The 24,710-nt window shown below is 51.2% G+C and carries 23 protein-coding genes, 5 tRNA genes and 1 riboswitch; of the genes, 3 read left to right on the top strand and 25 right to left on the bottom strand.

The features are described from left to right. Positions 1-44 precede the first annotated feature (44 nt). The 3 genes from BN54_RS08670 to BN54_RS08660 all read right to left on the bottom strand — a co-directional run bounded on the left by BN54_RS08670 (position 45) and on the right by BN54_RS08660 (position 3,367). Positions 45-2,276 (bottom strand): C39 family peptidase, encoded by a 2,232-nt coding sequence (locus BN54_RS08670; protein WP_019206802.1) that lies wholly within the window; start codon positions 2,274-2,276, stop codon positions 45-47. A 169-nt stretch (positions 2,277-2,445) separates the two neighbouring features. Then, complete coding sequence (locus BN54_RS08665) at positions 2,446-2,940, bottom strand: mucin-binding protein (RefSeq protein WP_019206801.1); 495 nt, start codon at positions 2,938-2,940, stop codon at positions 2,446-2,448. 127 nt (positions 2,941-3,067) lie between these two features. Next, positions 3,068-3,367 carry a hypothetical protein gene (locus BN54_RS08660; RefSeq protein ID WP_019206800.1) on the bottom strand — a complete coding sequence of 100 codons (300 nt, stop codon included), beginning with the start codon at positions 3,365-3,367 and terminating at the stop codon, positions 3,068-3,070. Positions 3,368-3,421: 54 nt separating this feature from the next. Between BN54_RS08660 and BN54_RS10330 the strand changes: the two genes are divergently transcribed. Next, positions 3,422-3,601, top strand: coding sequence for a hypothetical protein (locus tag BN54_RS10330; protein WP_019206799.1), 180 nt, complete (start codon positions 3,422-3,424; stop codon positions 3,599-3,601). 20 nt (positions 3,602-3,621) lie between these two features. Here BN54_RS10330 and BN54_RS08650 read toward each other — a convergent pair. From BN54_RS08650 to BN54_RS08610, 8 genes are all read right to left on the bottom strand, one after another. Further along, positions 3,622-3,695, bottom strand: a tRNA-Pro gene (locus BN54_RS08650). An 8-nt stretch (positions 3,696-3,703) separates the two neighbouring features. Further along, positions 3,704-3,777 (bottom strand) — tRNA-Arg (locus BN54_RS08645). A 13-nt stretch (positions 3,778-3,790) separates the two neighbouring features. Further along, positions 3,791-3,862: transfer RNA gene (locus tag BN54_RS08640), tRNA-Gly, on the bottom strand. A gap of 222 nt (positions 3,863-4,084) precedes the next feature. Continuing rightward, positions 4,085-4,168, bottom strand: a tRNA-Leu gene (locus BN54_RS08635). 12 nt (positions 4,169-4,180) lie between these two features. Further along, positions 4,181-4,253: transfer RNA gene (locus BN54_RS08630), tRNA-Val, on the bottom strand. A 58-nt stretch (positions 4,254-4,311) separates the two neighbouring features. Next, entirely contained in the window at positions 4,312-4,953 is a 642-nt protein-coding gene (locus tag BN54_RS08625) for a deoxynucleoside kinase (RefSeq protein ID WP_019206798.1), read from the bottom strand. 103 nt (positions 4,954-5,056) lie between these two features. Next, the gene (locus BN54_RS08620; protein ID WP_019206797.1) at positions 5,057-6,538 is read right to left on the bottom strand and encodes an amino acid permease; all 1,482 of its coding nucleotides are present in this window, start codon (positions 6,536-6,538) and stop codon (positions 5,057-5,059) included. Positions 6,539-6,637: 99 nt separating this feature from the next. Then, positions 6,638-6,812: riboswitch (Lysine riboswitch) on the bottom strand. A 40-nt stretch (positions 6,813-6,852) separates the two neighbouring features. Beyond that, positions 6,853-7,305 (bottom strand): GNAT family N-acetyltransferase, encoded by a 453-nt coding sequence (locus BN54_RS08610; protein WP_019206796.1) that lies wholly within the window; start codon positions 7,303-7,305, stop codon positions 6,853-6,855. Between the two features lie 39 nt (positions 7,306-7,344). Here BN54_RS08610 and BN54_RS08605 point away from each other — a divergent pair, with 39 nt between their 5' ends. Further along, positions 7,345-8,166 carry a lp_1002 family arylesterase gene (locus tag BN54_RS08605; protein WP_019206795.1) on the top strand — a complete coding sequence of 274 codons (822 nt, stop codon included), beginning with the start codon at positions 7,345-7,347 and terminating at the stop codon, positions 8,164-8,166. A 129-nt stretch (positions 8,167-8,295) separates the two neighbouring features. Here BN54_RS08605 and pgmB read toward each other — a convergent pair whose 3' ends face one another. The 6 genes from pgmB to BN54_RS08575 form a co-directional block, all read right to left on the bottom strand. Beyond that, complete coding sequence (gene pgmB / locus BN54_RS08600; protein ID WP_019206794.1) at positions 8,296-8,961, bottom strand: beta-phosphoglucomutase; 666 nt, start codon at positions 8,959-8,961, stop codon at positions 8,296-8,298. A gap of 93 nt (positions 8,962-9,054) precedes the next feature. Beyond that, complete coding sequence (locus BN54_RS08595; protein WP_019206793.1) at positions 9,055-11,307, bottom strand: glycoside hydrolase family 65 protein; 2,253 nt, start codon at positions 11,305-11,307, stop codon at positions 9,055-9,057. A 33-nt stretch (positions 11,308-11,340) separates the two neighbouring features. Further along, the gene (locus tag BN54_RS08590) at positions 11,341-12,684 is read right to left on the bottom strand and encodes an SLC45 family MFS transporter (protein ID WP_019206792.1); all 1,344 of its coding nucleotides are present in this window, start codon (positions 12,682-12,684) and stop codon (positions 11,341-11,343) included. A gap of 221 nt (positions 12,685-12,905) precedes the next feature. Beyond that, positions 12,906-13,859 (bottom strand): LacI family DNA-binding transcriptional regulator, encoded by a 954-nt coding sequence (locus BN54_RS08585; RefSeq protein WP_019206791.1) that lies wholly within the window; start codon positions 13,857-13,859, stop codon positions 12,906-12,908. A 118-nt stretch (positions 13,860-13,977) separates the two neighbouring features. Further along, the gene (locus BN54_RS08580; protein ID WP_019206790.1) at positions 13,978-14,652 is read right to left on the bottom strand and encodes a phosphatase PAP2 family protein; all 675 of its coding nucleotides are present in this window, start codon (positions 14,650-14,652) and stop codon (positions 13,978-13,980) included. 86 nt (positions 14,653-14,738) lie between these two features. Beyond that, complete coding sequence (locus BN54_RS08575) at positions 14,739-15,401, bottom strand: metal-dependent transcriptional regulator (RefSeq protein WP_019206789.1); 663 nt, start codon at positions 15,399-15,401, stop codon at positions 14,739-14,741. A 201-nt stretch (positions 15,402-15,602) separates the two neighbouring features. Here BN54_RS08575 and BN54_RS08570 point away from each other — a divergent pair, with 201 nt between their 5' ends. Next, positions 15,603-16,949 (top strand): FAD-dependent oxidoreductase, encoded by a 1,347-nt coding sequence (locus BN54_RS08570; RefSeq protein WP_019206788.1) that lies wholly within the window; start codon positions 15,603-15,605, stop codon positions 16,947-16,949. Positions 16,950-16,995: 46 nt separating this feature from the next. Here BN54_RS08570 and BN54_RS08565 read toward each other — a convergent pair whose 3' ends face one another. From BN54_RS08565 to rnjA, 8 genes are all read right to left on the bottom strand, one after another. Further along, positions 16,996-17,694, bottom strand: a complete 699-nt coding sequence (locus BN54_RS08565) for a hypothetical protein (RefSeq protein WP_019206787.1) — start codon at positions 17,692-17,694, stop codon at positions 16,996-16,998. Further along, on the bottom strand, positions 17,687-18,556 hold the full coding sequence (locus tag BN54_RS08560; protein ID WP_019206786.1) for an ATP-binding cassette domain-containing protein: 870 nt from the start codon (positions 18,554-18,556) through the stop codon (positions 17,687-17,689). Before BN54_RS08560 ends, BN54_RS08565 begins: the two co-directional genes overlap by 8 nt. Continuing rightward, positions 18,549-18,920: a GntR family transcriptional regulator gene (locus BN54_RS08555; RefSeq protein WP_019206785.1), complete on the bottom strand. Its 372-nt coding sequence runs from the start codon at positions 18,918-18,920 to the stop codon at positions 18,549-18,551. Before BN54_RS08555 ends, BN54_RS08560 begins: the two co-directional genes overlap by 8 nt. A gap of 162 nt (positions 18,921-19,082) precedes the next feature. Beyond that, entirely contained in the window at positions 19,083-19,784 is a 702-nt protein-coding gene (locus BN54_RS08550) for a VIT1/CCC1 transporter family protein (protein ID WP_019206784.1), read from the bottom strand. Positions 19,785-19,796: 12 nt separating this feature from the next. Then, entirely contained in the window at positions 19,797-20,480 is a 684-nt protein-coding gene (locus BN54_RS08545) for a VIT1/CCC1 transporter family protein (protein WP_019206783.1), read from the bottom strand. Positions 20,481-20,638: 158 nt separating this feature from the next. Continuing rightward, positions 20,639-21,112 (bottom strand): universal stress protein, encoded by a 474-nt coding sequence (locus tag BN54_RS08540; protein ID WP_019206782.1) that lies wholly within the window; start codon positions 21,110-21,112, stop codon positions 20,639-20,641. Between the two features lie 181 nt (positions 21,113-21,293). Next, entirely contained in the window at positions 21,294-22,517 is a 1,224-nt protein-coding gene (locus BN54_RS08535; RefSeq protein ID WP_019206781.1) for a CPBP family intramembrane glutamic endopeptidase, read from the bottom strand. A 145-nt stretch (positions 22,518-22,662) separates the two neighbouring features. Next, positions 22,663-24,462 carry a ribonuclease J1 gene (rnjA, locus tag BN54_RS08530; protein WP_019206780.1) on the bottom strand — a complete coding sequence of 600 codons (1,800 nt, stop codon included), beginning with the start codon at positions 24,460-24,462 and terminating at the stop codon, positions 22,663-22,665. Positions 24,463-24,710 lie beyond the last annotated feature (248 nt).

Below are 24,710 nucleotides of genomic sequence, written 5' to 3'. Positions count from 1 at the left end.
GAAAAACAGGGATCCGAGCAACCTCAAATCCCTGTCTGTGATTATTAATAGCTTAACGCCCGTTGTGCGTCCTGGTTCCAATGTTGGTAGAACTCAGCCACGCTCATGCTTTCCTTGCGGGCGGTCCATGGGTTGTTAAAGTAAAGGCGATCGTTTTGATAACCGGTCAAAGCAATGGCGTGGTTGACAAAACCATTGACGTTGGCCACCCACGCGACAACCAAGTGCCCTAAAATCAACTTAGTCTTGATCGCCGCCAAGCTGGCACCCGTCATCACTTCACTGTGGCCGAGGTGGTGATTGACCACTGGGGCAACCCCAGTGGGGAAGATCCACCAACCGGTCACACTAAAGGGATCGCCAACGAAGCCCTTATTGCCGTCGTTACTGCGGGGCATTTCGCGGGCAAGTTGAATCTTATTGACGTCCTTACCAGCGTAACGCAGCATCATCGTAACGGCCGTAATTTCACACCCGGTCGGCAGTTCTGGATTTTGACCAATTACTTCCGCATCATTATAGACCCCTTCGATCGCACCGGATGCCCGGTTCGTGAAGTAGGTAATCCGGCCGGCTTGGACCCGGCCGTATTGCATTTGCCCGTTGGCTGCATAGTAGACGTAACGCCCGTCTGGCAGCTGGGTTAACCCCGTGCTGCGGTGGCCATCCACGGGGTTAAAGTAATACCAATGCCCCGCCAGGTAGCGTTCACCTTTTACCATTGCGGCCGTTGCCGGATCATAGTAGACGGTTCGATTGCCAGCAATTACCTGCCAGCCCGTCAAGAGCCGTCCCGCTGCTGAGACGAGGTACCAGTTGGTGCCGACTAAGTTTTCCCCCAGCTTTAAGGCTAAGTAACCCAGCTCGTCGGCTTGGTACTGCCCCTCGGCCCGGACAGTTTGGCGCCTCGCCAATTTACCATCGCTGCCGTAGTACTGAAGCTTACCGACCTTGGCCAGGTAGTGGGCGTAGTTGGTGTGCAAGGCCCCATTCCAGTCATTAAAGTAATAAATTTGGTCCCCTAGTTGCTGCTGGCCGTGTAACATCCCACGGCCTTGACCATTGGCCTGCAAGTCATAGTAGACCTTACGCCGGTCTGGCAGGTTAAACCAGCCACGGGCCATCTCTCCAGACTGCGGATTGAAATAATACCACTGGTGGTTAATCGCTTGTTCGCCATACTGCATCTCACCGGCACCGTTGTAGTAAACCGTCCGCCCGTCCTTGAGCTGAACAAAGCCGGTCTGCATCATCCCGTCAGCCCCAAAGTAACGCCAGTGCCCGTTGGCGTAGGCTTCTCCGTTTTTTACCATTGCCGGGGCATAGTAATAGGTCTTGCCCTGAACTTGTTTCAAGCCCGTCACTTGAGCCCCATTCCAGTCGTCAAAATAGTAGGTCGCCTGACCCACATCCTGTTGGCCGTGCAGCATCCCACGGCCTTGACCATTGGCCTGCAAGTCATAGTAGACCTTACGCTTATCCGGCAGGGTAAACCAGCCCCGCTTCATTGCTCCATTCACCGGGTCAAAGTAGTACCAGCGATGATTGATGGCTTGCTCGCCATAGCGCATCTCACCAGCGCCATTGTAGTAAACCGTCCGCCCGTCCTTGAGTTGAACAAAGCCGGTCTGCATCGTCCCGTCAGCCCCAAAGTAGCGCCAGTGCCCGTTGGCGTAGGCTTCTCTGTTTTTTACCATTGCCGGGGCATAGTAATAGGTCTTGCCCTGAACTTGTTTCAAGCCCGTCACTTGAGCCCCATTCCAGTCGTCAAAATAGTAGGTCGCCTGACCCACGTCCTGTTGGCCGTGCAACATCCCGCGCCCACTTACTTGGTGGTCACCTTTGGTCACGTCGTAATAAACTTGTCGCCCGTCCGGTAGCTTATACCAGCCAGTTTTGACGTCCCCATTTTGCTGATCCAAGAAATACCACTGGCCGGCCACGTTTTGTTCCCCGTATTGCATCTGCTTGGTCGTCGGATGATAGTAAGCCAGCCGCTGATCAGACAGGTTTTGCCACGCACTCAGTGATTGATTCTGGGCATCTTTTAAGTACCAGTGCCCATTTTCGTACACTTCGTGACCCGCAATCGTTGGTGCCTTCGGTTGGGTGGCCACCTGCTTTGGCGTCGTTGCTTGAGGCGTCTGTTGCGGGGCCGGCAGCGGCCCCTCATCCGCGTGAGCCAACACCGGCCAGCTAACGCCCATCACCACGATCCCACTCAACAACCACCGTTTGGTGAAACGAGTAACGGAGTCCCTGCGCAATCGTTTCATCACTTTTTCCTCCTTAAAAATTCACATTTATCTGTTTATTGTACCAAATGCGCAGCAAGCCGGCGACCACTTCGCCAAAAAAAATACCAAAAGCCGCGGCCCCCTAACTTTGCTTAAGAGGCAACGGCTTTGCATCATTTTAATCCTTATTCACTTTAGTTGAGCGCGATTAACCTCCTTCACCTTCATCCCGTCGTTTCCGCTTCAAGCCTAGCAGGGTCAGCAGACCCAAGAGGCTCCAGCCGAGGACACCAGCTGAATTGGTTTGGTCCCCGGTTTGCGGTAAGCGGGCCGGCTGGTCAGTTGGGTGGGTCCCCGCTGAGTCCAGTCCTACGACGTCCTGCAGCTTACCACCAGCCGGGGTTGACTTGACCACCGGTGGTTGCGCCAGCTGATTGCCCTTTGCGGCTTGCTCCCGCGCGTACGTAATCATAACCGTTTGGTCCAGGGTCGCCGCGTCAACCATTGCGCTAGCCACAGCTGCCCGGGACGGCGTGTAGCCTGGGACGCTTGGCACCACATAACTTGGCCATTCCCCGGTCGACCAAGCACTGTAAGTAACTGCTCCCGTCACCTCGTCGACATCCGCCGTCCGAGTCAATGTAGCAGTTTGGCGGACCGACGTTACCGCACCAGTTAGCTTAGGCCGCGTTTCACTTTCCATAAATTTATTACCAATAGGATTCAGCACTTGCCACCAACTTAACTTTTTAAATCACACAAATTATAAAGTATATTATAAGAAACTAAAGAAATCCTCCGCGTCAAACACGCAAAAACCTTACGTTAGACTAATTTTTCGCATACTTCACGTAGACAATTACGATAATAACTATTGAATATCCAATGACGAATGCGAGCACGATGTTGGCTAGCCTTGACAATTCAAAAGCATAAAACAGTAAGGCTATCCTTGGTGTAATGATTGCTGGACTGACAATCTTGCCCATTTTTTTGGCTGCTTCAGAATTGACATTGTTGTTTTCATCACCCCAAAGATTACCAGCTAGTAATCTTAAACTTTTCCCCCGCAGAAAATTTATTCCTAATCCGATAAACAAGACTCCGAAAATAAAAAGAAGCTCTTTCATGCGACTCTCCTGCTATGTAAAACATGGAACAACTCTGGACGAAAGGAAAGCCCAATGTCGACGTTTCAAGCGCTGACGCTGATGATTGCCTTGCTGAATTTTGATTACAGAATCGGCCAAATCTCATTACAGAATCTATTACAGAATTTACCCGGCGAAATGAAACCGGGTGAATTTTGGTGCAATCTCAAGAACGCAAAAAAGGCTTCACCACAAGGATTTAACCTTGGGTGAAGCCCCCTTAATAGCTCAAATCGGAAATACACGATTTGAACGTGCGACCCCTACGTCCCGAACGTAGTGCTCTACCAAGCTGAGCTAATTTCCGAGAAAAAATGCACCCAGAAGGAGTCGAACCTTCAACCTTCTGATTCGTAGTCAGACACTCTATCCAATTGCGCTATGGGTGCGTAATAATTAAAAAGCGGAAGACGGGATTCGAACCCGCGACCCCCACCATGGCAAGGTGATGTTCTACCACTGAACTACTTCCGCAAATGTTTAACTTAGCTTTGAGAAGTTATCCTCTCAACAGTTATATATATTACCGGATCACCCCTGAAGTGTCAACACTATTTCAAAAGTTTTTTGCGAAAATTTGGCCCGTTACGTTTGCCGCTTGATTATCGCTTGCGGGACACTACTTTTATCGTAACTTCGGGGCTGATTCTTCGTTACAAACAGAAAAGCCGGTGGTCTCCCACCGGCTCGCCGATATGCGGATAAGAGGATTCGAACCTCCACGCCACAAGGGACACAAGAACCTAAATCTTGCGCGTCTGCCAGTTCCGCCATATCCGCATAAATAAAAAATGGAGGATACAGGGCTCGAACCTGTGACCCTCTGCTTGTAAGGCAGACGCTCTCCCAACTGAGCTAATCCTCCATGTGTTGAACTCAAACAACTTCTATAGTTTAAGCCCAACGGTGAGATTTTGCAACCCCTATTTCAAATTTAATTCCGTTAATTTTTGATCAACCATCGCCAAGACTTGCTTGGCCGCGGCGGGACTCTCGACAAAATTGTACTTGTCGCCGTCAATCATCATCTTCGGACTTTCGTCGTAGTGCGTATACCAGTCCACGTAGCGCTGATTCAATTCTTCATAATATTGATACAAGCTCGGGTCAGCATCAATTTGTTCGTAAGCTCGGCCCCGCTTTTTAATCCGTTCCAACATCGTCGGGAAAGAAACCTTGATGTGAATCAAGAGGCTCGGCTTCTTGGCTAATGGTTGGTTCGGTAGTTCTTCCAACATATTCCCCAGCAGTGAGGAGTAAATATCGGCTTCCGTCCCCGTCGCCCGGCCCAAATCAGCATTCAAGCGGAACAACAAGTTGTCTTCAAAAATCGACCGATCCAGCACGCTTAACTTGTGTTGGGCCGCTTCCTTGATTTCATCCAAGCGGCGGTTTAAGAAGTAAATTTGCAAGAGGAAGCCGTACTTTTGCGGATCCTGGTAAAAGAGGGGCAAAATCGGGTTGTCATCAACCGATTCATAGTAGGCCTTTGTCCCCAAGTGCTCAGCTAACATTTGCGTCAGACTGGTTTTTCCCGCTCCAATCGTTCCGGCAAGTACAATCATGAATATCCCTCACTTAATTTTTTTGATCCAAAAGTGCAACGCAATCTATTATAACTTTTTCCGACAAAAAAACCACGGGGAAGTCCCCGCGGTTCCAAATTTTTTATGCTTCGTGGTGCGCTTCATCCTCAAAGCTTTCGCCCTTGGTCTTGCGTGACAAGTCGACTTGGTCGAGCGGAATCAACTTTGAACCATAGCGGAACTTGTAGTAGAAGAAGAGAATCAAGACCAGCGGCAAACTCATGTAACTGATCAAAATGTTAGACCAATCCAGCTTTAAGAAAGCATCGATGTTTTGCCCGGCAATTACGACAATGCACAAAATAAAAGCAAAGATCGGCCCAAATGGGAAGAGCAAGGCATGATACTTTAATTCCTTCACGTCATGCCCTTGGGCAATGAAGGCCCGACGGAAGCGGTAGTGGCTGATCGCAATCCCAAACCAAGCGATGAACCCACACAAGCCCGAGGCCGCGACTAAGTAATTGTAGGCTTCCGGTCCGATAAACTGGGTCAACCAAACCAAGACCCCGACCACCGTGGTCCCTAACAAACCGTAGATTGGAATCCCCCGCTTGTTGACAATCCCGAAGATCTTCCACGCGTAGCCTTCTCGCGCTTGGGAGTACAACATCCGCGTTGAAGCATACATCCAGGAGTTGGCCGCCGACAGGACCGCGACTAAGATCACGGCGTTCATCACACTGGCCGCCGCCGCCAACCCGGCCCGTTGGAAGACCAGGGTAAACGGACTCGTCACAATGTCTTGGACGTCGGCACTCAAGAGGTTCTTATTCGTGTACGGCAAGATTACGGCAATCACAAAAATCGTCAAAATGTAGAACAAGAGGATCCGCCAGAAGGTCGACTTGATCGCTTCAGGCACGCTCTTTTCAGGATTGGCCGATTCTCCGGCCGCAATCCCGATCATTTCCGTCCCTTGGAAGGAGAATCCGGCTACTAAGAAGACCGAGATAATCCCGGGCACCCCGTGGACAAACGGCGCATCCTTATAGGTAAAGTTGCGCATACCAATCGGCGCTTGGCCCCCCATAATCCCAAAGATTACTAAGACCCCGACGATTAAGAAGGCCACTACGGCTAGGACCTTGATCAAGGCCAGCCAAAATTCGGTTTCCCCGTAGGAGCGGACCGACAGGTAATTGATAATGAAGATGACTAAGAAGATCACCCCACTAAACATCCAGGCCGGTACGTGCGGGAACCAGAAGTTCATCACCAGCCCGACGGTCGTAATTTCCACCGGCACAGTAATCGCGGCGTTAAACCAGTAGTTCCACCCGAGGGCAAAGCCCAAGGCCGGACTGACAAACTTACCGGCATACGCCGCAAACGAACCGGTCAGGGGGATGTAGGTTGCCATTTCGGCCAAACTGGTCATCAAGAAGTAGACCATAATCCCCATCACCCCGTACGCAATCAACGCCCCCCCGGGACCGGCGGTGGTAATTGCCGAACCCGAAGCGATGAACAACCCGGTCCCAATTGAGCCCCCGAGGGCAATCATCGACAGGTGCCGAGTTTGAAGGGAGCGCTTAATCTGCCCTTCATTCTTTGTATCCATTTCAATTTCCTCCTAAGCTGAAATTATTGCAGCTAATTTTAAAGCTAAGAAAAAAGGGATTGACCGCAAAACGCCCGGTCAATCCCACTATTCCAGCGATGAATTGGAAGCGCCCCGCGATATTCGCGACAGTCCGTGACCTCTTAAGCCACGACCCAACCAAAACAGCCACAAGCCTATTTTGATTTCGGCACCCCGCCCTTTCCTTTCCGTTCCCAGCCGCTTGCTCGGCTCCCACAAAGTACTGATGAAGGGTGCAACCTCTTCTCTTAAACTTTTTTCATTATAACGACCCGGTTGGCAGAATGCAAGATTTAATCTCGTCCGCGTCGGTACGTTAAGACGGCCCCCTGCGTTTGGCGCTGGAAGTCATTGTGTTCCAACACCCGCTGGGAAGCCTGGTTGGTAGCTGTTACTTCCGCCACCAACGCTAACGTCGGGTTGGCCCGCAAAAAAGTAGCCACTGCCGCTGTCATCAAACCGTGGCCTTGCCAAGCCGGTGCTAACAGGTAACCCAACGCCCACTCAGCTTCCGCTTGCGGAAAGGTCGCAATCATCCCCACTAATTGTTCTCCGGCCCACAAGCCCCATAAATACCGCTCTTGCAGCCAATTGATGACAGCCCACTGACGCAAGGCTGGATCTGGCGCCAAGGTCAAACCGGCCGCCCGCGTCAGGGCGTCATCCGCTAGCAAAGCCATCACCGCTGGCAAATCAGCCGACGTCAGCCAACGACCCTTTAACTTTGCTTGTTGAGCATTTTGCATTACAATTACCCCCAGACGACACAATTGAGAAAGAAGTTGATGACGATGCAAGTCCAAACGTATTCACTAACGACCGCCCACCGGACCACACCGGCGACTTTGACGGCCTACCTGCAGACCCCGACCCCTGGTAGTACGGTTCAGCAATTTGCGCCGCTCTTAATTATTCCAGGCGGCTCGATGACCCATATTCCAGTTGAAGAAACCGAAAAGACGGCCCTCGCCTTTGCCAGCCGGGGCTTTCAAGTTTTCATTCTACGCTATTCCTTTGTCAGTGACCAGACCCCGCTCTATCCGGCGCCCCTGTATGATTTGGCCCAAGCCGTCGCCATGATCAACGCCCACCGGGCCCCTTGGCACCTTAATGACCAACTCCACCTCCTCGGCTTTTCGGCCGGCGGCCAAGTCACGGCCCTCTTTAATGATTACTGGGACGCCCCGTGGCTAGCCCAGGGCGCCGGCGTTTCGACTGCTGAGTTGGCCTTTACCGATCTAATTTTGGGCTACCCCGTGATCGATCTGGACGCAGGTTTCCCAACTGACGCGCCGACCCAGGCCCAGTGGACCGATACCCCGGCCCAGTACAATGCCAGCCAGCACGTGACTGCCACCAACCGCCCGACCTTTTTATGGGCCACGCTGGACGACCCGATCGTCCCGGTGCAAAATACGATCAATTATTTCCTGGCCCAACAAGCCGCGGGTATTTCCCAGGAAATTCACCTCTTTGAACACGGCCCGCACGGCATGGACCTGGCCAATGCCCTGGTCGCCCATCATCCAGCGGGCAACCAGCCCCACGTGGCGCACTGGGTCGACTTAGCAGTTGAATGGCTCCAGTCTGACCATCACCAATTCTAAGAGGCTGAGAAGAAACTATCTTTTCGGCTAAATCTTAGCAAGTAGCGACAACAAAAAGCGCTAGAAATCAACGTTTTCAGTAACGTGGTTTCTAGCGCTTTTGAACTTTTAAGACTTTTTCCCAACTTCTTATTCACCTAAGGCTGCTCGCAAGTTAGCCAGGCTAACCTGGGCGGTATCGGTAAACTTCACAGCGGCAGCACTCAATTGGTCACCAATCCCAATTGACAGCTCACCCGCTCCGTTGATTGATTGGATCCCCGCCGCGGAGTCTTCCAACCCGGCGACTTGATCAGCCGGCAGGTTCATTACTTCGGCCGCCCGGGCAAAGATTTCCGGGTCCGGCTTACCGGCGTGCAGGGTCGCTGGGTCGACAATCCCGACAAAGTAATCGGTCAAGCCCAGGTACTTGAGAATCTTTGGTGCATTCTTCGACGCTGAAGCCAGGGCCATTTGGTAGCCCCCGGCGCGTAATTCATCCAAGAACGCCTGCATCCCCGGCAGGATGTCAGCCGGCGTCAAAGTGGCAATCAGCTTGCCATAGTTGTCATTCTTTTCCGCCGCCAGGGCTTCCTTTTCGGCTAAAGAGTAGTCATTTTTGTGCCCCCCGGCCTTGAGAATCATTTCCAAGGAGTCCATCCGGCTGACCCCTTTTAAGGCTTCTTGCAATTCGGGGGTCCATTCGGTGCCGACTTTAGTGGCCGTCTGGTGCCAAGCCTGACTGTGGAACTTGGCCGTGTCCGCAATTACCCCATCTAAATCGAAGGCAAATCCTTTTATGTCTGCAAATTTCATGAATAATTCCTCCCGGTTAAAGCCAAGGGGGCGGGGTTACCCCCGCCCCCTTAGCGATCGTCTATGCCTACAGCGTGTTTTATTTCAACTTAATTACTTTAATTCTAACTTTTCACCAGCCAGGTCAATCGTCAGTGGTTCCCCACTGATCAATTCAGCCTTGGCCCCGTCTTTATCAACCGTGACTTCAATTACCCGGCCGCGGAATTGTTGACGGAATTGGTAGGAATCCCACTTCTTTGGCAGGAATGGGGCGTAATGCAATTGGCCATCCCGAACCCGCATGCCCGCGAAGCCTTGCACGATGTCGATCCAACTCCCGGTCATGGACGTAATGTGCAGTCCATCGGCCGTGTCGTTGTTGTAGTTGTCCAAGTCTAAGCGGGCAGAGCGTTCATACATTTCGACCGCCTTATCTTCGTAACCAATATCAGCGGCAATGACCGAGTACACGGATGCCGACAGACTGGATTCGTGGACCGTAAATTGTTCGTAGAAGTCGAAGTTGCGCTTCTTTTCTTCCGGCGTAAAGTCATCCATGAAGTCCCAGATCCCTTGGATGACGTCCCCTTGCTTCACGTACGGGGAACGCAGGATCTTGTCCCACGACCAATTTTGGTTCAGTGGCAATTGGTCACTTGGAATCTCACCCACTGGGATCAGATCCTTGTCCATAAAGCCGTCATTTTCTGGGAAGATCCGCCGTTCTTCATCGTACGGCAGGTACATATTATCCACGATTGACTTCCAGTGGCGCTTTTCGTCTTCAGTGACCGCTAAGTCAGCCGCTACCTCGGCGTCCACTTCGGCCAAGACTTCTAAGGTGTACTTGAGCGTCCATTGGCACAGCAGGTTGGTGTACCAGTCGTTATTGACGTTGTTGTCGTATTCGTCTGGTCCCGTGACCCCGTGAAGCATGTACTTGTTGGCCCGTTGGGAGTAGTGGACCCGGTCGGCCCAGAAGCGCGAAATTTCGGTTAAGACCTTGGCCCCTTCGTGCAAGACGTAGGACTTGTCGCCGGTGTAGTTGGTGTAGTTATAAATGGCGTAGGCAACGTCGCCGTTCCGGTGAATTTCTTCAAAGGTAATTTCCCATTCGTTGTGGCATTCGATCCCGTTGAAGGTCACCATCGGGTATAAGGCCCCCTTAAGCCCTTGTTCTTGGGCATTGATGTAGGCCCCGTCCAATTGGTTGTAGCGGTACATCAAAAGGTTGCGCGAAATTTCTGGATCAGCAACCCCTAGGTACACTGGCAAGCAGTAGGCTTCCGTATCCCAGTAGGTCGCCCCACCGTACTTTTCCCCCGTGAAGCCCTTCGGACTGATGTTTAGGCGGTAATCATTGCCGTAGTAAGTCGAGAAGAGTTGGAAGAGGTTAAACCGAATCCCTTGTTGGGCCCCCTCATCCCCGTTGATCTTCACGTCCGACTTGTCCCAGCGGGCTTGCCATTCGGCTTCGTGGGCCTTCAATAAGTCCGCAAAACTTTGGTCCGCTAAGCTGGTCGTTAATTCATCGACCCGCGCTAACAGTTCGGCTTCGGTCGCAAAGTCGCGGGAAGTCGCCACAACCGTCCGCTTTTCTACCGTCAAGCTGGCTTGCGGGGCCAATTCCCCGGCAAAAACGTTGGCGACTTCCTTATCGGCAACGTGGTCCGTCGTGTGTGGCAAGGCCGTCAGCGTCGTCGTCTTCATCGCAACCGTAAATTGCGGCGTTCCAAAGTCGTTGGGTTTGGTCTTAGAAACCAACAATGCGTGTTGACCACTGGCTTGCCGGTCTAAAACATCCCAGAATTGTTCATCGTAGTTCGCATCTTCATTGTAGACGTCACCATCAATGGCACTGGTAACTTCAAGTTGCACGGCTTGGTCACTCAAGTTGGTCAAGGTTACTTGTTGCCCCACCAGTTCCTTTTGGACCGCCGAAACAAAGCGGACAAATTCGAATCGCATCTTTGCGCCCCCGACCGTAGCCGTAAAGGTCCGGGTAAAGGTCCCGCGTTGCATGTCCAAATCAAGGCTGAAGTCACTTGGCGTTTGCTTGGCTAAGTCCAGGGCTTCGCCGTTAACGGTAATTGGCAACTTCAAGAAGTTGACCGCGTTGATCATCTTCCCAAAGTACTTGGGATAACCATTCTTCCACCAGCCGACCCGGGTCTTGTCGGGGAACCAAACCCCACCTAAGTAGACCCCTTCCATCTTGTCGGCGGAGTAACCTTCTTCAAAGAAGCCCCGCATCCCCAGGTTTTCATTGGCCAAACTGGTCATTGATTCTTGGAGGCGCTTGTCTTCAGGTGACCACTTGGTCGTCTTGACGTGCCAAGGTGCAATATCAAAAGTTTGTTTCATTGGTAAAATTCCTTTCTCAACTTAACGCATGAATTATTCGGCAAACGTTTCCTTAATGGCGCCAACGCTTAGGGCCCCACAAGCTAATACCAACCCCGCCAACAAGAACATGTTGACTTGCGAGTTGCCCAGCAGTGGGAAGAGGGCGAAGCTGGCGAGGGAAGCCACGATCTGTGGCAAACAAATTGAACCGTTAAACAGCCCTAAGTAAGTCCCCATGTGCTTCCCAGACAAGGCGTTGGTGACAATCGTCAGCGGGTAGGTGTTCATCCCGGCCCAAGCAACCCCGACGAGTGTGTATGAAACAATCAAGGCCCCTTGGCTGTGAATAAAGAAGACGGAGATAAAGCCCAGCGCCCCTAACAATAAGGTCGTCGCGTAGCCAGCCTTGTGGTACTTATTTGGCACCTTAGCCAAAATGTAGGAGCAAACCACCGCGGCGATTGATTGGACCGCCGCCAAGACCCCGTACCAGTTCCCGGCCGCTTGGTAAGCCGCCGACGTAGCATTGGTCGTGTGCCATACGTTCTTGGCAATTGCCCCGGCCGAGTAAGTCCACATGTATTGGAAGGCAAACCAGCAGAAGAATTGAACTAAAGTTACCGTCCAGAAGGCCTTTGGCGCGTGCTTCAACAGGGTCAGCCAGTTGCCACCTTCCTTATTGTCATTTTCCGTAATCCCGTGGTAACGAGCGTAGGTCGCCGGATCATATTCCTTCACCCGGAACACCGTAAAGGCACTCGTTACGATCAACAAGACCGCCCCAACGTAGAAGGAAATGACCACGGATTGTGGGACGACCCCCTTCTTAGCCGTGTTGGCAACCCCAAAAAACGTCAACAGGAAGGGGAAGATCGCCGCTAAGACCGCCCCGGTGTTGGACAAGAAGCTTTGAATCCCGTAGGCGTAGCTCTTTTGATCGTCGTTGACCATGTCCCCGACCATCATCTTAAAGGGCTGCATGGCAATGTTGGATGACAAATCCAAGAAGGCCACGGTAATCGCCCCAAACCAGAGGGCCGCGAGAGAACCGTACCCGAAGCCGAAGCTCCCGGAATTTGGCAGCAACATCATGACAATTACGGCCACCAAGGTCCCTAAAATCAGGTACGGCAACCGCCGACCGCCCAGCTTTGGCGCCCAGGTCCGGTCAGAATAGTACCCCACAATTGGTTGGACAATCAGCCCGGCCAACGGCGGCAAGATGAAGAACCAGCCCAAGTTATTCGGGTCAGCCCCAATCGTTTGGAAGATCCGCGACATTTGCGAACTTTGTAAGGTAAAAGCGGTCTGTACCCCCAAGAAACCAAAGTTGATCATCCAGATCATGTTTCTCGAGAGGGTTGGCAACCCCGCACTCGTAGCTTTTTCACTCATAATGACAACAGTCTCCTTCAAATAAGAACAGGTCCAATAATTGCAAGAGATTTGTGGAAGCGCTTCATAAATCTTTTTCGAATAATAATATATCAGCTCCACCAATTTTGTGCAACCGTTTGCGCAAAAATTATGCAAACGGTGGCCTAAGTTTGGGAAGCCAAAAATCGGTTCTCCCCTTGTCCCACTTAGGCCTAGGATAAACCGATTTCAAAGAAAAATTATTTTTCATTTGCGCTCACGATCCGAAAGCCAACCAACTGGTGCGTCCGGTGCTTATCAAACAACAAATTGATCGCCTTGGCCCCCAATTGGCGGGGCATCATATCGACTTTAATCACCGCCGGACTGGCGAGACTCAACAGGCGACTGCGGTTAAAACAAATCGCCGGCAATTGTTTGGGCCACGTGACCGTTTGCAATTGATTATAAAAACTCAACAGACTGATATCATCAACGGCAATAATCCCATCCACACTCGGATGAGCCGCAAAAAAAGCGGCGGGTTCATCTTTTTGCAAATCATAGCTCAGCGCGGTGCCCCCCTGGGCCGCTAAAGCAGCTTGATAACCAGCCTGCCGATCCGCTTCATAGGCCCAGTGATGACCCGAGCACACTAACAGCGGCTGGCGAACCCCCTCTTCAATTAGTAAATGGTGGGTCGCCTTTTGCCCCGCCAGTTGATTGTCGTTGTTAAGGTAGCGGTCCCCCGGTTGGCTGGGATGGCCGATAATCACAAAATTTTGTGCCTTTTCGCGGAGGTAAGCCGTGACCGGATCGTCGGCTTTCGTATACAGCACCAAGAAGTTATGAATTTGCGATTGCTCAACCATCGCCTGGACATTTTTTAGCAAACTGGCCTCATCTTGACAGATCGCCGTTGCCAACACGTAATTTTTCGCTACCAGTTCCGTATTGGCCCCCCGAATAATGTCGAGTTGGAAGGGATTGGCCGGGGCGTGTTCATCCGTGACCGGAAAAATCACTCCCACCACGCTGGCTTCCCCCTTGGACAAGGTCTTCGCAGGACCACTGGGGCGGTAATCCAAGGCCGCCGCGACTTGTTTGACTTTGGCAATCGTCGCCGCACTAATGCGCGGATTGTCATTCAACGCGCGCGAAGCCGTCGAAACCGAAACCTGCGCGGCTTTGGCGACATCCTTAATCGTACTCATTGTTTCCCCCTTCAGTTATCCCCCGGTCCTAATTTCCCGGGAAATAACTTCACCTATCAAATTCACTTCCTCAATTATACCAAAAAAGCCGGGGCCTGCCGCCCCAGCCTTGTTAAGCTTAATACTGTGAATTGGCCACTAACTGCCAATGGCTCAGCCGCGGCGCGATAATCACGTACAGGTATTCCGCTACTTGCAGCCACGTGTAGGCTAACAACATCGCGCCGACCGTGTCCATTGGGAAATGAGCGTATAAGTAGACCCGGGAAATGGCCAACAGCACCACGTAAAAGATCAGTAACAATTGGCAAATTACCCGCACGGCGGCCCGTTGAATCAGTGGAATCACAACCAACATCAAGATTCCTGCCACCAAAAAGGCCCCTAAAACGTGTCCACTCGGGAAGGAGTAGCCATTATCCGCCGCCATGTGTTGCGCAGGCCGTGCCCGCTTAACCAGGTGCTTGGCAATCGTGCCCAAAGCATCCCCACCGATGATTACCCCTAGCGACCACAGGGCCGGAATCTTGTACTTAAAGCCCCACAGCAAAAAGGCAATTAAAAAGGCCCAGACCAAGTCCAGCTTGGGTTCACCCAAAAAGGAAATCAACGTCATCAAAGTCTTCATTCCCCCGGTAGCATTCGGGTGGTTATTGGTAAACAGCGCTTGTAAGACCGAATCAAGGGTCCCGATCAGCATCGTATTTTTGTAAACCATCGCGCCCACCACGACAAACAGCACCCCACTGACCAGGAGGCGTTGCCAACGGTTGGCATCATTTTCAATCAACATATTTTTCTCCTCAAAATTAATTTATCTTGGTAAGTGTATCACACTTGGGCCGCCTTTATCAGGAAGCCCCCAATTTTGGTTAATTTTTAAGCTTCGGGCGCTTCATTGATAAATAAGTTGTGCGCCGCCTTGTAAGAAATACTGATAGGATCCCCACCAGCAACGGGCTGGACAACCACCGGTCCTTCAAACGGTTCGTGTTTAACAATCGTCAAGCGATCGTAGAGGTGGACCCCCAGTTCGGACAGGTAGGTCAGCAATTCGTGGTTGTCCAAAAAGCGTTCCACAACGACCGTTTCGCCATCCGCGGCATCCGCTAACAAGCGGTGGCTGACCGCCCGAAATTCCCCCGCCGCACTCGGAATTACCCCGCCGTGGGGACAATTTTGGGGATGGGCCAAAAAGGCATCCAACGCAGTCGCCAATCGATCACTGGTTTCGTGTTCTAAGACTTCTGCTTCCGGGTGCACATCGGCGACGTTGTAACCCAGCTTATCAACCAAAAAGGTTTCCCATAACCGGTGCTTACGAACCAGTTCGGCCGCATACTTAATCCCCTTTGGCGTCAGCTGAATTCCGGCGTATGGCTGGTGAGTCACCAAACCTTCGTCATCCAATTTCGTAATCATTTCCGTGACTGAGCCCGCAGCAATCCCCAGCCCCAAGGAAATTTGCTTGTTGCTAACCTGTTGCTTTCCGCCTCCCAGTTCAAAAATAATTTTCAGATAGTCTTCTTTCATCGGCGTCATTTTCTCGCCCGAAACCCTCTTTCTGTATTGGTTAAATGCATAGTTGGTAAAGTTAAACGAATTATATCATAACATCAAACCCTGTTGTTTGGAGAACCTAACTTTAATTTTTTAGTACCGCTGAGCAAAATCATTGTCCACCATTTACTTACTTTTTATAATTAAACGCAAACATTACCAAATCCAGAAAGGATGCTAACCATGGAACATTTTACTAACATTGTGATCGGCTTTGGTAAGGGCGGCAAGACCCTAGCGAAATACTTAGCAACCCACGGTCAGGACGTCTTAGTCATCGAACGTTCGGCCCAAATGTACGGGGGAACCTGCATCAACGTCGGCTGCTTGCCATCGAAAAACTTGATCTTAAACGGGCAAAAGGGAGTGCCCTTTGCCCAAGCAACCCAAAAACGGGCCGAAATGACCGCCCAACTACGCCAAAAAAACTACCATTTAGTGGCCGATGAACCACGCGCCCAGGTAGTTAACGCCACCGCGCAATTTTTAAACGACCATAGCTTATTGCTGACCGCGCCGGATGGACAAACCGAACAGGTCAGTGGCGAACGGATCTTTATCAATACTGGTGCCACTCCAAGGATCCCGGCCATTCCGGGCTTAAAGTTAGGGGAGCGGGTCCTAGATTCACAGCGGGCGATGGAACTGCCCCAGCAGCCACACCGGTTAGCTATCTTGGGCGGTGGCCCCATCGGCTTGGAATTTGCAGCAATGTTTGCCAGTTACGGCAGTCAGGTGACCTTATTTGATCCACATGAGCAACTGTTACATGGCTTTGAGCCCGAAGTCCAAACCGCCGTCACCGCCGATTTACAAGCCAGTGGCTTAACTTTACAACTAGCTAGTCAGGTCAGCCAAGTCACCATCACCACTGATACCGTGACCTTAACCTACCATCAGGCTGGCCAAACCCAAACGGCCCAATTTGATTACTTACTGGTAGCCACTGGTCGCCAACCTAATACCGCTGAACTGGGCTTATCAAATACCACCATCGCCACGACCCCGACCGGGGCAATAAAAGTCGATGAGCATCTCCGCACAACCGCCCCAAATGTTTGGGCCTTAGGGGACGTTAACGGCGGTCCCCAATTTACCTACATTTCCCTGGACGATTTTCGGATCGTAAAGGACCAGCTCTTCGGATCGGGAACCCGGTCTACGGCGGATCGGCACTTCATTCCTACAACCACGTTCTTGACACCGCCGCTAGCAACGATTGGTTTGACGCAAGCGGCCGCCCAAGCCGCTGGACATCAGGTCTTAGTCTTCCAATTAAAGACCCAAGCAATTCCAAAGGCCCGGGTAATGGAAGACCAGCGGGGACTGTACAAAGTCATCGTTGATCAACACAGTCATGAAATCTTAGGCGCCACACTGTACGCCCAAGAAGCCCACGAGGTGATCAACTTAATCGCCCTGGCCATGAACGGCCACTTAAAATACGAACTGTTAAGAGACATGCTCTACACTCACCCGACGATGGCCGAAGCTCTGAACGATCTTTTTCAAACCCCACTTCAGCAATAGCTCAAAAAGGCTGGGTCCCAATTGGCCCAGCCTTTTTGATTGCCGCTTAATCACGACGCAGTTGCATTTTCATAAAGAAGCAGTAGTTTAACGCCACCATCACCGCTAACCAGAGGAAGATCCCAATCATGACCGCCGTGTGGGTGGCCAAGAATTGCAAGCTACCAAAGACAGTTGCTGGATCTAAGTGTAAGGTGACAAAGAGGAAGCGCACCAGGGAAACCATGATAAAGATCAAGACAATTGGTCCTCCGATCCCAACGATCCACTTCCAGAGCCGATTCAAGAGGGCAAAGCCAGCCCCAATCGTCGCCACGGTCACCACCCCGACTAAAATCGTCAGCAAGGTCCAACCGGCCCCATCCGCAAAGTGACTCAAGTGGTGAGTTGAATAAAGGAACAGGTTCTTGAGTAAGGCCAAGCCCCACGAAGTAACTACTAACACCAAGAGCAGGCAGGAATTAGCCAGCCAAGTATGGCGCCGGGTAATGTTGTACTGCAGGCCCCACTTAAAGATCGTATACGGAAAACACAGGGCAAAAATCAGGACGGCCATATTCCACGCCACATAAACTTCCCCGGCCAAGAAATCGCCAAAGTCAAATAAACTCATCCGACTGCTGCCGATCAAAGCAATCAAGCCACTCACCAAGTGCAGCCCCACCAAGACGACAACCATTACCCCAAAGGCCCACGCGACCATCCGCAATCCCCATTTCACTAGGGCTAACGTTTGTTTACTCATGTTTTTCTCCCCCGTTCGTTAATGCCGTAAAGGTTTTTTGTAAATCCAAATGTGCTAATTTAACCTGATCCGGCAAGACACGGTGGTCATCCAAGGCGGCTACCACCGTCACCGCTTGAATCTTGCCTAACTGTCGACTGGTCAGGATTTGCATGCCGGCCGTGTATTCGGCCACTAAATCAGCAGGCCCGCTGATTTCATACGCATTCGCCAATAAATCAGTAACTGCTTCGTTCTTAATGATTGTAGCGTGATCCAAAATAATCACATCTTCTAACAATTGTTGCACTTCGCTGATCAAGTGGGTTGAAATTACAAAGGTCCGCGGCCGTTCTTCGTAGGTCCGCATCAGTTCTTGATAGAAAAGTTCCCGGTGGTTGGCGTCCAACCCGAGGGTCGGTTCATCCAGGAAAATGTAGTTGGCATTAACGTTCAGCGCCACCGTTAATTTGGCGGCGGTTCGCAGCCCCGTTGACAGTTTAGCCAAAGTATCTTTTTCACTAATCCCAAACGCGTTTAACATCCGGGTTGCATTGGCAAAGTCAAATTGACCATAAGCATCTTCGGCCATCGCGAAGGTATCCTTAACTTTGGTGTGCTTCATCAACAAGTCAACTTCACTCATCAAGTACAGCTCACTCAGGGCCGCCTGATTATTGGCAACCGGAGTTTGGCCCAACAAGACCTGCCCCTGGTTGGCAAAGATTCGGTTGGTCATAATATTAAGCAAAGTACTCTTACCAGCCCCGTTGCGCCCCAGCAAACCATAGATCTTGGCTGGCGCTAACTCAAAACTGACGTCATTTAAAATTTGCTTGCGCCCAAAGCGCTTCTTAACGTGTTGGATCGTTAACTTATTCATGATCGTACCCCCGTTTAATCAATTCCAATAGGTGTGCTTCCTCAATCCCTAATTTCTTGGCTTCGGCCACTAAACTAGCGACGTAGGCCTGATAAAAGGCTTCTTTGCGTTGGGCGACCAAGCGCTGATGGGCACCAGCCTTGACAAACATCCCCCGGCCCCGCCGCTTTTCTAAAAGTTGTAAGTCCACCAGCTGGTTCATTCCCTTTAAGACTGTCGCTGGATTAATGTGCAATTCCTGTGATAGTTGCGTTGTTGATGGCACTTGCTCGCCCTCCTCAAAAATCCCGGTAAAAATAATTTCTGCGAGTTGGTCCGCAATTTGCTGATAGAGCGGTGCGGATTGATCAAATTCAAATTGCATTTTTTCACCACCTTAACCTGATTGGTTCATCGGTTAATTACTTGTGTAACTAACTATATAACTAATTAACGATTTTGGCAAGGGCGGCGGCCACTTTTTTTGCGTAAAAAAAAGCGCGCCCCCGGGAACCCCCGGCTGACGCGCTATCCAGCAATTTAATTTTTAGAAGAGTTTGCCGACCCCATAGTGAATCGTGATCGTAATCAAGCCAATGATAATGTTGCGAATCACCGCTCGTTTGACCAAACCGTCGCCCAACTTCGCGGAAATCAACCCGGTTAAAGCTGAGGCCAAGGCCACCGCTAAGATCGTCGCCCCCCACTTTAGGGGCCCCGTAACAAAAGTCATCGCCATCAGCGGCAACAAACCGCCCAAAGCGGCCGCAAACAAAGAAGCGTAGGCAGCATCCCAGGGATTTAAGTAGTGCCCCAGTTCAATATCGTACTTGATCCGCACCACCGTCGCCAACGGCTTCTTTTGCATTAAGTCCGCCGCAATCGCCGCCGCCGTTTGTTCGTGAACCCCCTTGGCAACATAGTGCGCTTTGACCGCCGCAACTTGCTCGGTCCAGGCCGTCTTTAGCAGTTTTGCTTCCTTAGCCACGGCCGCTTTTTCGGTCTCCTTTTGGGCTGACACCGACGCATACTCGCCCGCCGCCATCGAAAAGGCACAGGCTAAAAGATCGGACAGGCCGGCGATAAAAATCGTAAATTCATTGCTGGTCGCCGCAGCCACGGAGACCAAGACCCCCACGACGGTCAAGATCCCATCGTTGGAGCCTAAGACCCCCGCCCGCAAGGTGTTCAACTTTTCTTCCATCGTTTGGGCTGTTTTGTCGATTGTTCTTACTTTCGCATTTGTCATTTCTGCTGCCCCCTAAGCATGAAAAAGCTGACCAATCACAAAGGTCACCACCATCGTCAATAAGCCAGCAGCCACATTGCGCAAGACTGCCTTGCCCCGGGCCGGGTCATCCCCCAACACCGCCGCTAAATAACCGGTCAGCACTAACGCCACTAACACCGCCACCATCGTGACCCCAATCCGGAGGGCCGGTGGCGCCATCGTCACGGCCACCATCGGCAGAATCGATCCCAACGGAAAAGCAATGAAGGACGCAATCGCCGCTGCATAGGGACTGGTAAAGTCCTGCGGGTTAAAGCCATAACGTTCCTGGACCACCGTGGTTAACGGATCATTGCTCATCAATTCTTGTGTTGCTTGCTGGGCTAACGCCGGATCAATTTCTTGGGCTAAGTATTTTTGCTTGACGTAATCAAACTCCGCTTGAAAATTATTGGCCAGCCGCTTTTGCTCATCGAGAATCGCCCGTTGTTGCGAGTCCTTTTGGGTACTGACCGAAACGTATTCCCCCATACACATCGAGATCATCCCCGCTAAACTCCCCGACAACCCCGCGATTAAAATCGCGTAGGCATCAGCCGTCGCGGCCGCCACCCCGATGACGATGCCGGCGACGGAAATAATCCCATCGTTGGCGCCCATCACGCTGGCCCGTAAAACATTGATTTTCTGTGCTAATGACATTTGCTTTGCCATTTTCTCTTCCTCCCACCTTTGTTTATAATCATTATAAACTAGAAAAAATGCAATGCAACCATAATATTGAAATATTCCATTATTATTTAGACACAATCTAAAAACCGCAAATCCACCAACGGGAATTTGCGGTTGCCGGCCTCAAATGGCCACCGGGGTTATTCAGCTGCGTCTTGGTTCGTCCGAATCACAAAGACTGACGTCCCAGCGTGCTTAACCATATAGGAAGCTTGGGAACCCACCGTCTTGCGACTGCCAGATTTCCCAATCGAGCCGACAATCAACAGGTCGGGTTCAAATTCAGGAATCACGTGGTTGCAAATCCGTTCCGCGGGCCGCTCACCTTGATCGACAATCGCGGTAATCTTCTTGGGATCCACTCCGTAATCAATCGCTGCTTGCACGTATTGATCGATCCGCTTCTCCATTTCTTCCCGACTGGAGTGCGTGAAGTCCTTGTCTAAGAACTGGTACACGTTCACTCCACTGGTTTCGTAAATCGAAACAATCCCTAACTCTGAATTGTCGCGCACCGCCTTATCAACGGCGTAAGCAAACGCCGCGCGGGCGTCCGGGGCGTCGTCAACCCCGACTAAAATCCGGTGGAACCGTTTGGGTTTGATTTCAAACATGCCTGTCCTACTCCTCTCTTATGGAACTATTGCTAGTTCCGCTCGGCTTAGTTCCTATGTTACTACTCATTTTGTAATTGTAAACAATATTTTTTAGTTTTGCCTAAAATTATTTTACCCGCGTTTGAGAATTCCTGAAGTTAAAAAAACGCGCGGTCAAGCACCACGCGTCCATTAGCCACTATTCAAACGTTAACCGATAGCCAAAGCGTTGATTTTCACCAGTCAGCCGCCGGGCGTGACGTTCCATTACCTGGTAGCGATCACCTAAGAACATCCAAATCGTAATCCCGGTAAAGAAGAGCACTTCGACCGCCAACAAATACCAATCCGCCAAGGTCGGATTACCCATCATCGCGGTCGAACCCGACGTGGAAAAGGCCAGCCAATCCAACAAGAAGTGCAGCAGCATCGCTAACCATAATTGGCCCGTATAAAGGTAGACGACCGCAAAGTACAAGCCCATCCCAAAAGCCGAAATGGTTTGTAAAATGGTAATGGCCAGGGGCTGCTCCACCAAATTCCCTAAATGCAGGGCCCCAAACAAGGCGGAAGTCAACAAGACCGCCCCGAGAATTTGCCAGCGGAAGTTGCGCAGGGCATACAAGCAAACCCCCAAAAAGCCGAACCGACACAACGTTTCCTCGGCCACGCCGGCTTCAAACGCTGTCAGTAGATATTCCCGGTTCGGATGAAAATTAGCAAAAGAATAACTGGTCAGGATATTTTTCACACTATCACCACTGGAAAAAGCATTGATAAAGATAAATATTCCTCCGAGCCCCAATAAAATTGCCAAGGATAACCAACTAAAGCCGCGCCCAAACTGCGGGTTAATCCCCGGCCACGACAAGTGCCAAGCCCGCATGGCCGCCACCATCATCAAAAACAGCGCTAAAGCGCCCAACGCCCCCGTCTGCAAAATTAAAGCAAACAAGTGTGGCCCAGCAAACTTGGCGGGGTAAATAACCCCAACAATGCCCGTGACGATCGTAAACCACCAGAAGGGGTAGAAGAGCCGGGCGACGGTCCACTGCAATTGACCACCGATAATTCCCGCCATGGGGGCAAACATCACCACATAATAAGTCATGGTAATTACCATGACTCCGCGCGGCGGCAACTGCAAGCGCACAATTATTTCCCGGGTCATAATCGCCCAAACCACAACTAAAATAATCGGTTGTAGCAAACATTGGATCCACCGGTTGACCGCTTGCAGCCAGCGGGGCAAATCATAAGCTTCGGCCACCAGCGCCAGCACTAAAATCACTGCCATGATGATCATCCACGGGACAAATGGCAAGTGATGATAAAATTCCCATCCCCCGATTACCGCCACGCAAAATAAAGCAATTGACACTTGCGCCCGGTACCAAATACGGAGATAGTCCGTTCCAGACATTGAAAGTCCCCCCGTCCAAAATTAATTCTTCTTAATGGTAACAAAGACCCCGAGCCAAAAAAAGGGCGGGCCCCCAGTTTTTCCAAAATCAATCAAAAAAGACCAGCTAACGCCACAGGCTTCAGCCAGTCTAAGGTGATTTCAATTATTCCGCGGCGGCTGGTTGCCGCTTGGCGCGGTTATTTCGGTTGCGCCGGGGCCGGGCAGGCTTGGTCGACGCAGCCGGCTTATCTTCCGTGGTAGATTGGGCATCCGCATTTAAGATCGTCACCATGGGAATGATCACTGGGCGCCGCCCCGTCCGTTCATACAATAAGCGTTGCAAGCGCGAAACAATCGTCCGGTTAATCGCCCGGCGGTCCACCTTCTTGTGGTTTTTAAAGGTATTTAAGATCGCCCAGAAGACTTCGTGGTTGGCGGCCTTAATCAATTCTTGGGATTCATGCATGTACACAAAGCCCCGCGAAACGATATCTGGCCCCGCCACAATCTGGAAGTCCTTTAGATCAACCACCGCAATCGCCGTAACGACCCCTTCTTCGGAAAGGAGCCGCCGTTCGCGAATTTCGGGACTGCCAACGGCATCATCGACATCACGGCCGTCAATATAAACGTCGCCCATCGAATCAATGTGATCAGCCAACCGACAAGTATCCTTGGTTAAGGCTAAGACATCCCCATTGGCCAAAATAAAGGAATTTTCCCGAGGTACCCCGGTTAATTCGGCCAACTTGGTGTGGATCTTTTGCATCCGGTATTCCCCGTGGACCGGGGCAAAGAACTTCGGCTTCATCAAGCGCAACATTAATTCTTCGTCAATCTGGCCCCCGTGACCCGAAGTGTGGATATTGTTGACGTAGCCGTGGATGACTTCTGCGCCACCTTCTTCGAGTTTATTGATCAAAGCGTTAACGCTGGTCGTATTCCCTGGAATCGGGTTGGAGGAGAAGACAACCGTGTCCCCTGGTTGAATACTGATTTGCCGGTGGGTCCCGTTAGCAATCCGCGACAGGGCCGCCATTGGTTCCCCCTGCGAACCAGTACACATGATCATCACTTGTTCGGGTGGGTAGGAATTGATTTCATTCGGGTCAATCAAGGAGTCTTCGGGAATCTTTAAGTACCCCAAGGCTTGGCCAGCCGTAATCGCATTTTCCATACTCCGGCCAAAGACCGCAATCTTGCGGCCCTGCTTAATCGCCGCATCGCTGGCTTCCCGCAGGCGGTAGACGTTAGACGCAAAGGAAGCAAAAATGATCCGGCCCTTAATCCGTTCAAAAATCCGCCGGATGTGAATATCAACCCACCGTTCCGACTTCGTAAACTCCGGTCGTTCCGCGTTCGTCGAATCCGAGGTCAATAACAAGACCCCTTCCTCACCCAACTTGGCCATTTGCTGGAAATTTGGGGCCGGTAAGTTGCCCACCGGCGTGAGGTCGAACTTAAAGTCCCCGGTTTGTACAATCGTCCCTTGCGGCGTGTGGACCGCAACCCCCAGGGTATCCGGGATCGAGTGGGTCGTCCGGAAGAAGCTGACCCACAGCTTCTTAAAGTGGACGGTATCAAATTCATTGATTTCATGCAACTCTGCATCCCGCAAGAGGTGCTTTTCATCCAACTTCCCCTTAATCAACGACATCGCAAACGGTCCGGCATAAATTGGCACCTTGACCTTTTGCAAGAAGAAGGGCAGCCCCCCAATATGGTCTTCGTGCCCGTGAGTGATAAAGAGGCCCTTGATCTTATCCTTATTTTCAATTAAGTAGTCATAATTTTGGATAACATAATCAACCCCCAGCAAATCATCTTCTGGGAAGAGGACCCCACAATCAATAATGATGATTTCGTCTTGGAATTGGACACAGTACATGTTCTTCCCGATTTCGCCAAGGCCCCCGACTGCGTAAAAGGCCACTTCGTTATTTTTGATATTTAACTTTGTCATAAGTCCCTTTCTAATCCTTTATCGTTATGATGTTGATAACGTCCCCCACCATCAGGACGCGCCGATCGCGATAATTGGCCAATTACAGCCCATCATTTAACTCCTTGACCGGTCACCTGCGACTGGTTGATTGTCCCCGTAACTGGACCGGGGTGCGTTATTTTTCCGTTCAGAATAATCTGAAAATATTTTATCACAATCGAAAAGTGAATGGTAGTCATCGCCCTTGGCTGCGCCGTTCGGCTTCA

The organism is Limosilactobacillus ingluviei str. Autruche 4, assembly GCF_000312405.1.
Classification (GTDB): Bacteria; Bacillota; Bacilli; order Lactobacillales; family Lactobacillaceae; genus Limosilactobacillus; species Limosilactobacillus ingluviei.
This window is presented reverse-complemented; position numbering and strand designations above follow the sequence as displayed.

Coding starts and splice junctions, on each gene's coding strand:
- BN54_RS08585 (WP_019206791.1), bottom strand. CDS start 13,859: ATGAGTACGATTAAGGATGTCGCCAAAGCCGCGCAGGTTTCGGTTTCG.
- BN54_RS08660 (WP_019206800.1), bottom strand. CDS start 3,367: ATGAAAGAGCTTCTTTTTATTTTCGGAGTCTTGTTTATCGGATTAGGA.
- BN54_RS08670 (WP_019206802.1), bottom strand. CDS start 2,276: ATGAAACGATTGCGCAGGGACTCCGTTACTCGTTTCACCAAACGGTGG.
- BN54_RS08555 (WP_019206785.1), bottom strand. CDS start 18,920: ATGCAATTTGAATTTGATCAATCCGCACCGCTCTATCAGCAAATTGCG.
- BN54_RS08595 (WP_019206793.1), bottom strand. CDS start 11,307: ATGAAACAAACTTTTGATATTGCACCTTGGCACGTCAAGACGACCAAG.
- BN54_RS08550 (WP_019206784.1), bottom strand. CDS start 19,784: ATGACAAATGCGAAAGTAAGAACAATCGACAAAACAGCCCAAACGATG.
- BN54_RS10330 (WP_019206799.1), top strand. CDS start 3,422: ATGTCGACGTTTCAAGCGCTGACGCTGATGATTGCCTTGCTGAATTTT.
- BN54_RS08535 (WP_019206781.1), bottom strand. CDS start 22,517: ATGTCTGGAACGGACTATCTCCGTATTTGGTACCGGGCGCAAGTGTCA.
- BN54_RS08590 (WP_019206792.1), bottom strand. CDS start 12,684: ATGAGTGAAAAAGCTACGAGTGCGGGGTTGCCAACCCTCTCGAGAAAC.
- pgmB (WP_019206794.1), bottom strand. CDS start 8,961: ATGAAATTTGCAGACATAAAAGGATTTGCCTTCGATTTAGATGGGGTA.
- BN54_RS08540 (WP_019206782.1), bottom strand. CDS start 21,112: ATGTTTGAAATCAAACCCAAACGGTTCCACCGGATTTTAGTCGGGGTT.
- BN54_RS08625 (WP_019206798.1), bottom strand. CDS start 4,953: ATGATTGTACTTGCCGGAACGATTGGAGCGGGAAAAACCAGTCTGACG.
- BN54_RS08610 (WP_019206796.1), bottom strand. CDS start 7,305: ATGCAAAATGCTCAACAAGCAAAGTTAAAGGGTCGTTGGCTGACGTCG.
- BN54_RS08605 (WP_019206795.1), top strand. CDS start 7,345: ATGACGATGCAAGTCCAAACGTATTCACTAACGACCGCCCACCGGACC.
- BN54_RS08570 (WP_019206788.1), top strand. CDS start 15,603: ATGGAACATTTTACTAACATTGTGATCGGCTTTGGTAAGGGCGGCAAG.
- BN54_RS08580 (WP_019206790.1), bottom strand. CDS start 14,652: ATGTTGATTGAAAATGATGCCAACCGTTGGCAACGCCTCCTGGTCAGT.
- BN54_RS08560 (WP_019206786.1), bottom strand. CDS start 18,556: ATGAATAAGTTAACGATCCAACACGTTAAGAAGCGCTTTGGGCGCAAG.
- rnjA (WP_019206780.1), bottom strand. CDS start 24,462: ATGACAAAGTTAAATATCAAAAATAACGAAGTGGCCTTTTACGCAGTC.
- BN54_RS08565 (WP_019206787.1), bottom strand. CDS start 17,694: ATGAGTAAACAAACGTTAGCCCTAGTGAAATGGGGATTGCGGATGGTC.
- BN54_RS08665 (WP_019206801.1), bottom strand. CDS start 2,940: ATGGAAAGTGAAACGCGGCCTAAGCTAACTGGTGCGGTAACGTCGGTC.
- BN54_RS08545 (WP_019206783.1), bottom strand. CDS start 20,480: ATGGCAAAGCAAATGTCATTAGCACAGAAAATCAATGTTTTACGGGCC.
- BN54_RS08620 (WP_019206797.1), bottom strand. CDS start 6,538: ATGGATACAAAGAATGAAGGGCAGATTAAGCGCTCCCTTCAAACTCGG.
- BN54_RS08575 (WP_019206789.1), bottom strand. CDS start 15,401: ATGACGCCGATGAAAGAAGACTATCTGAAAATTATTTTTGAACTGGGA.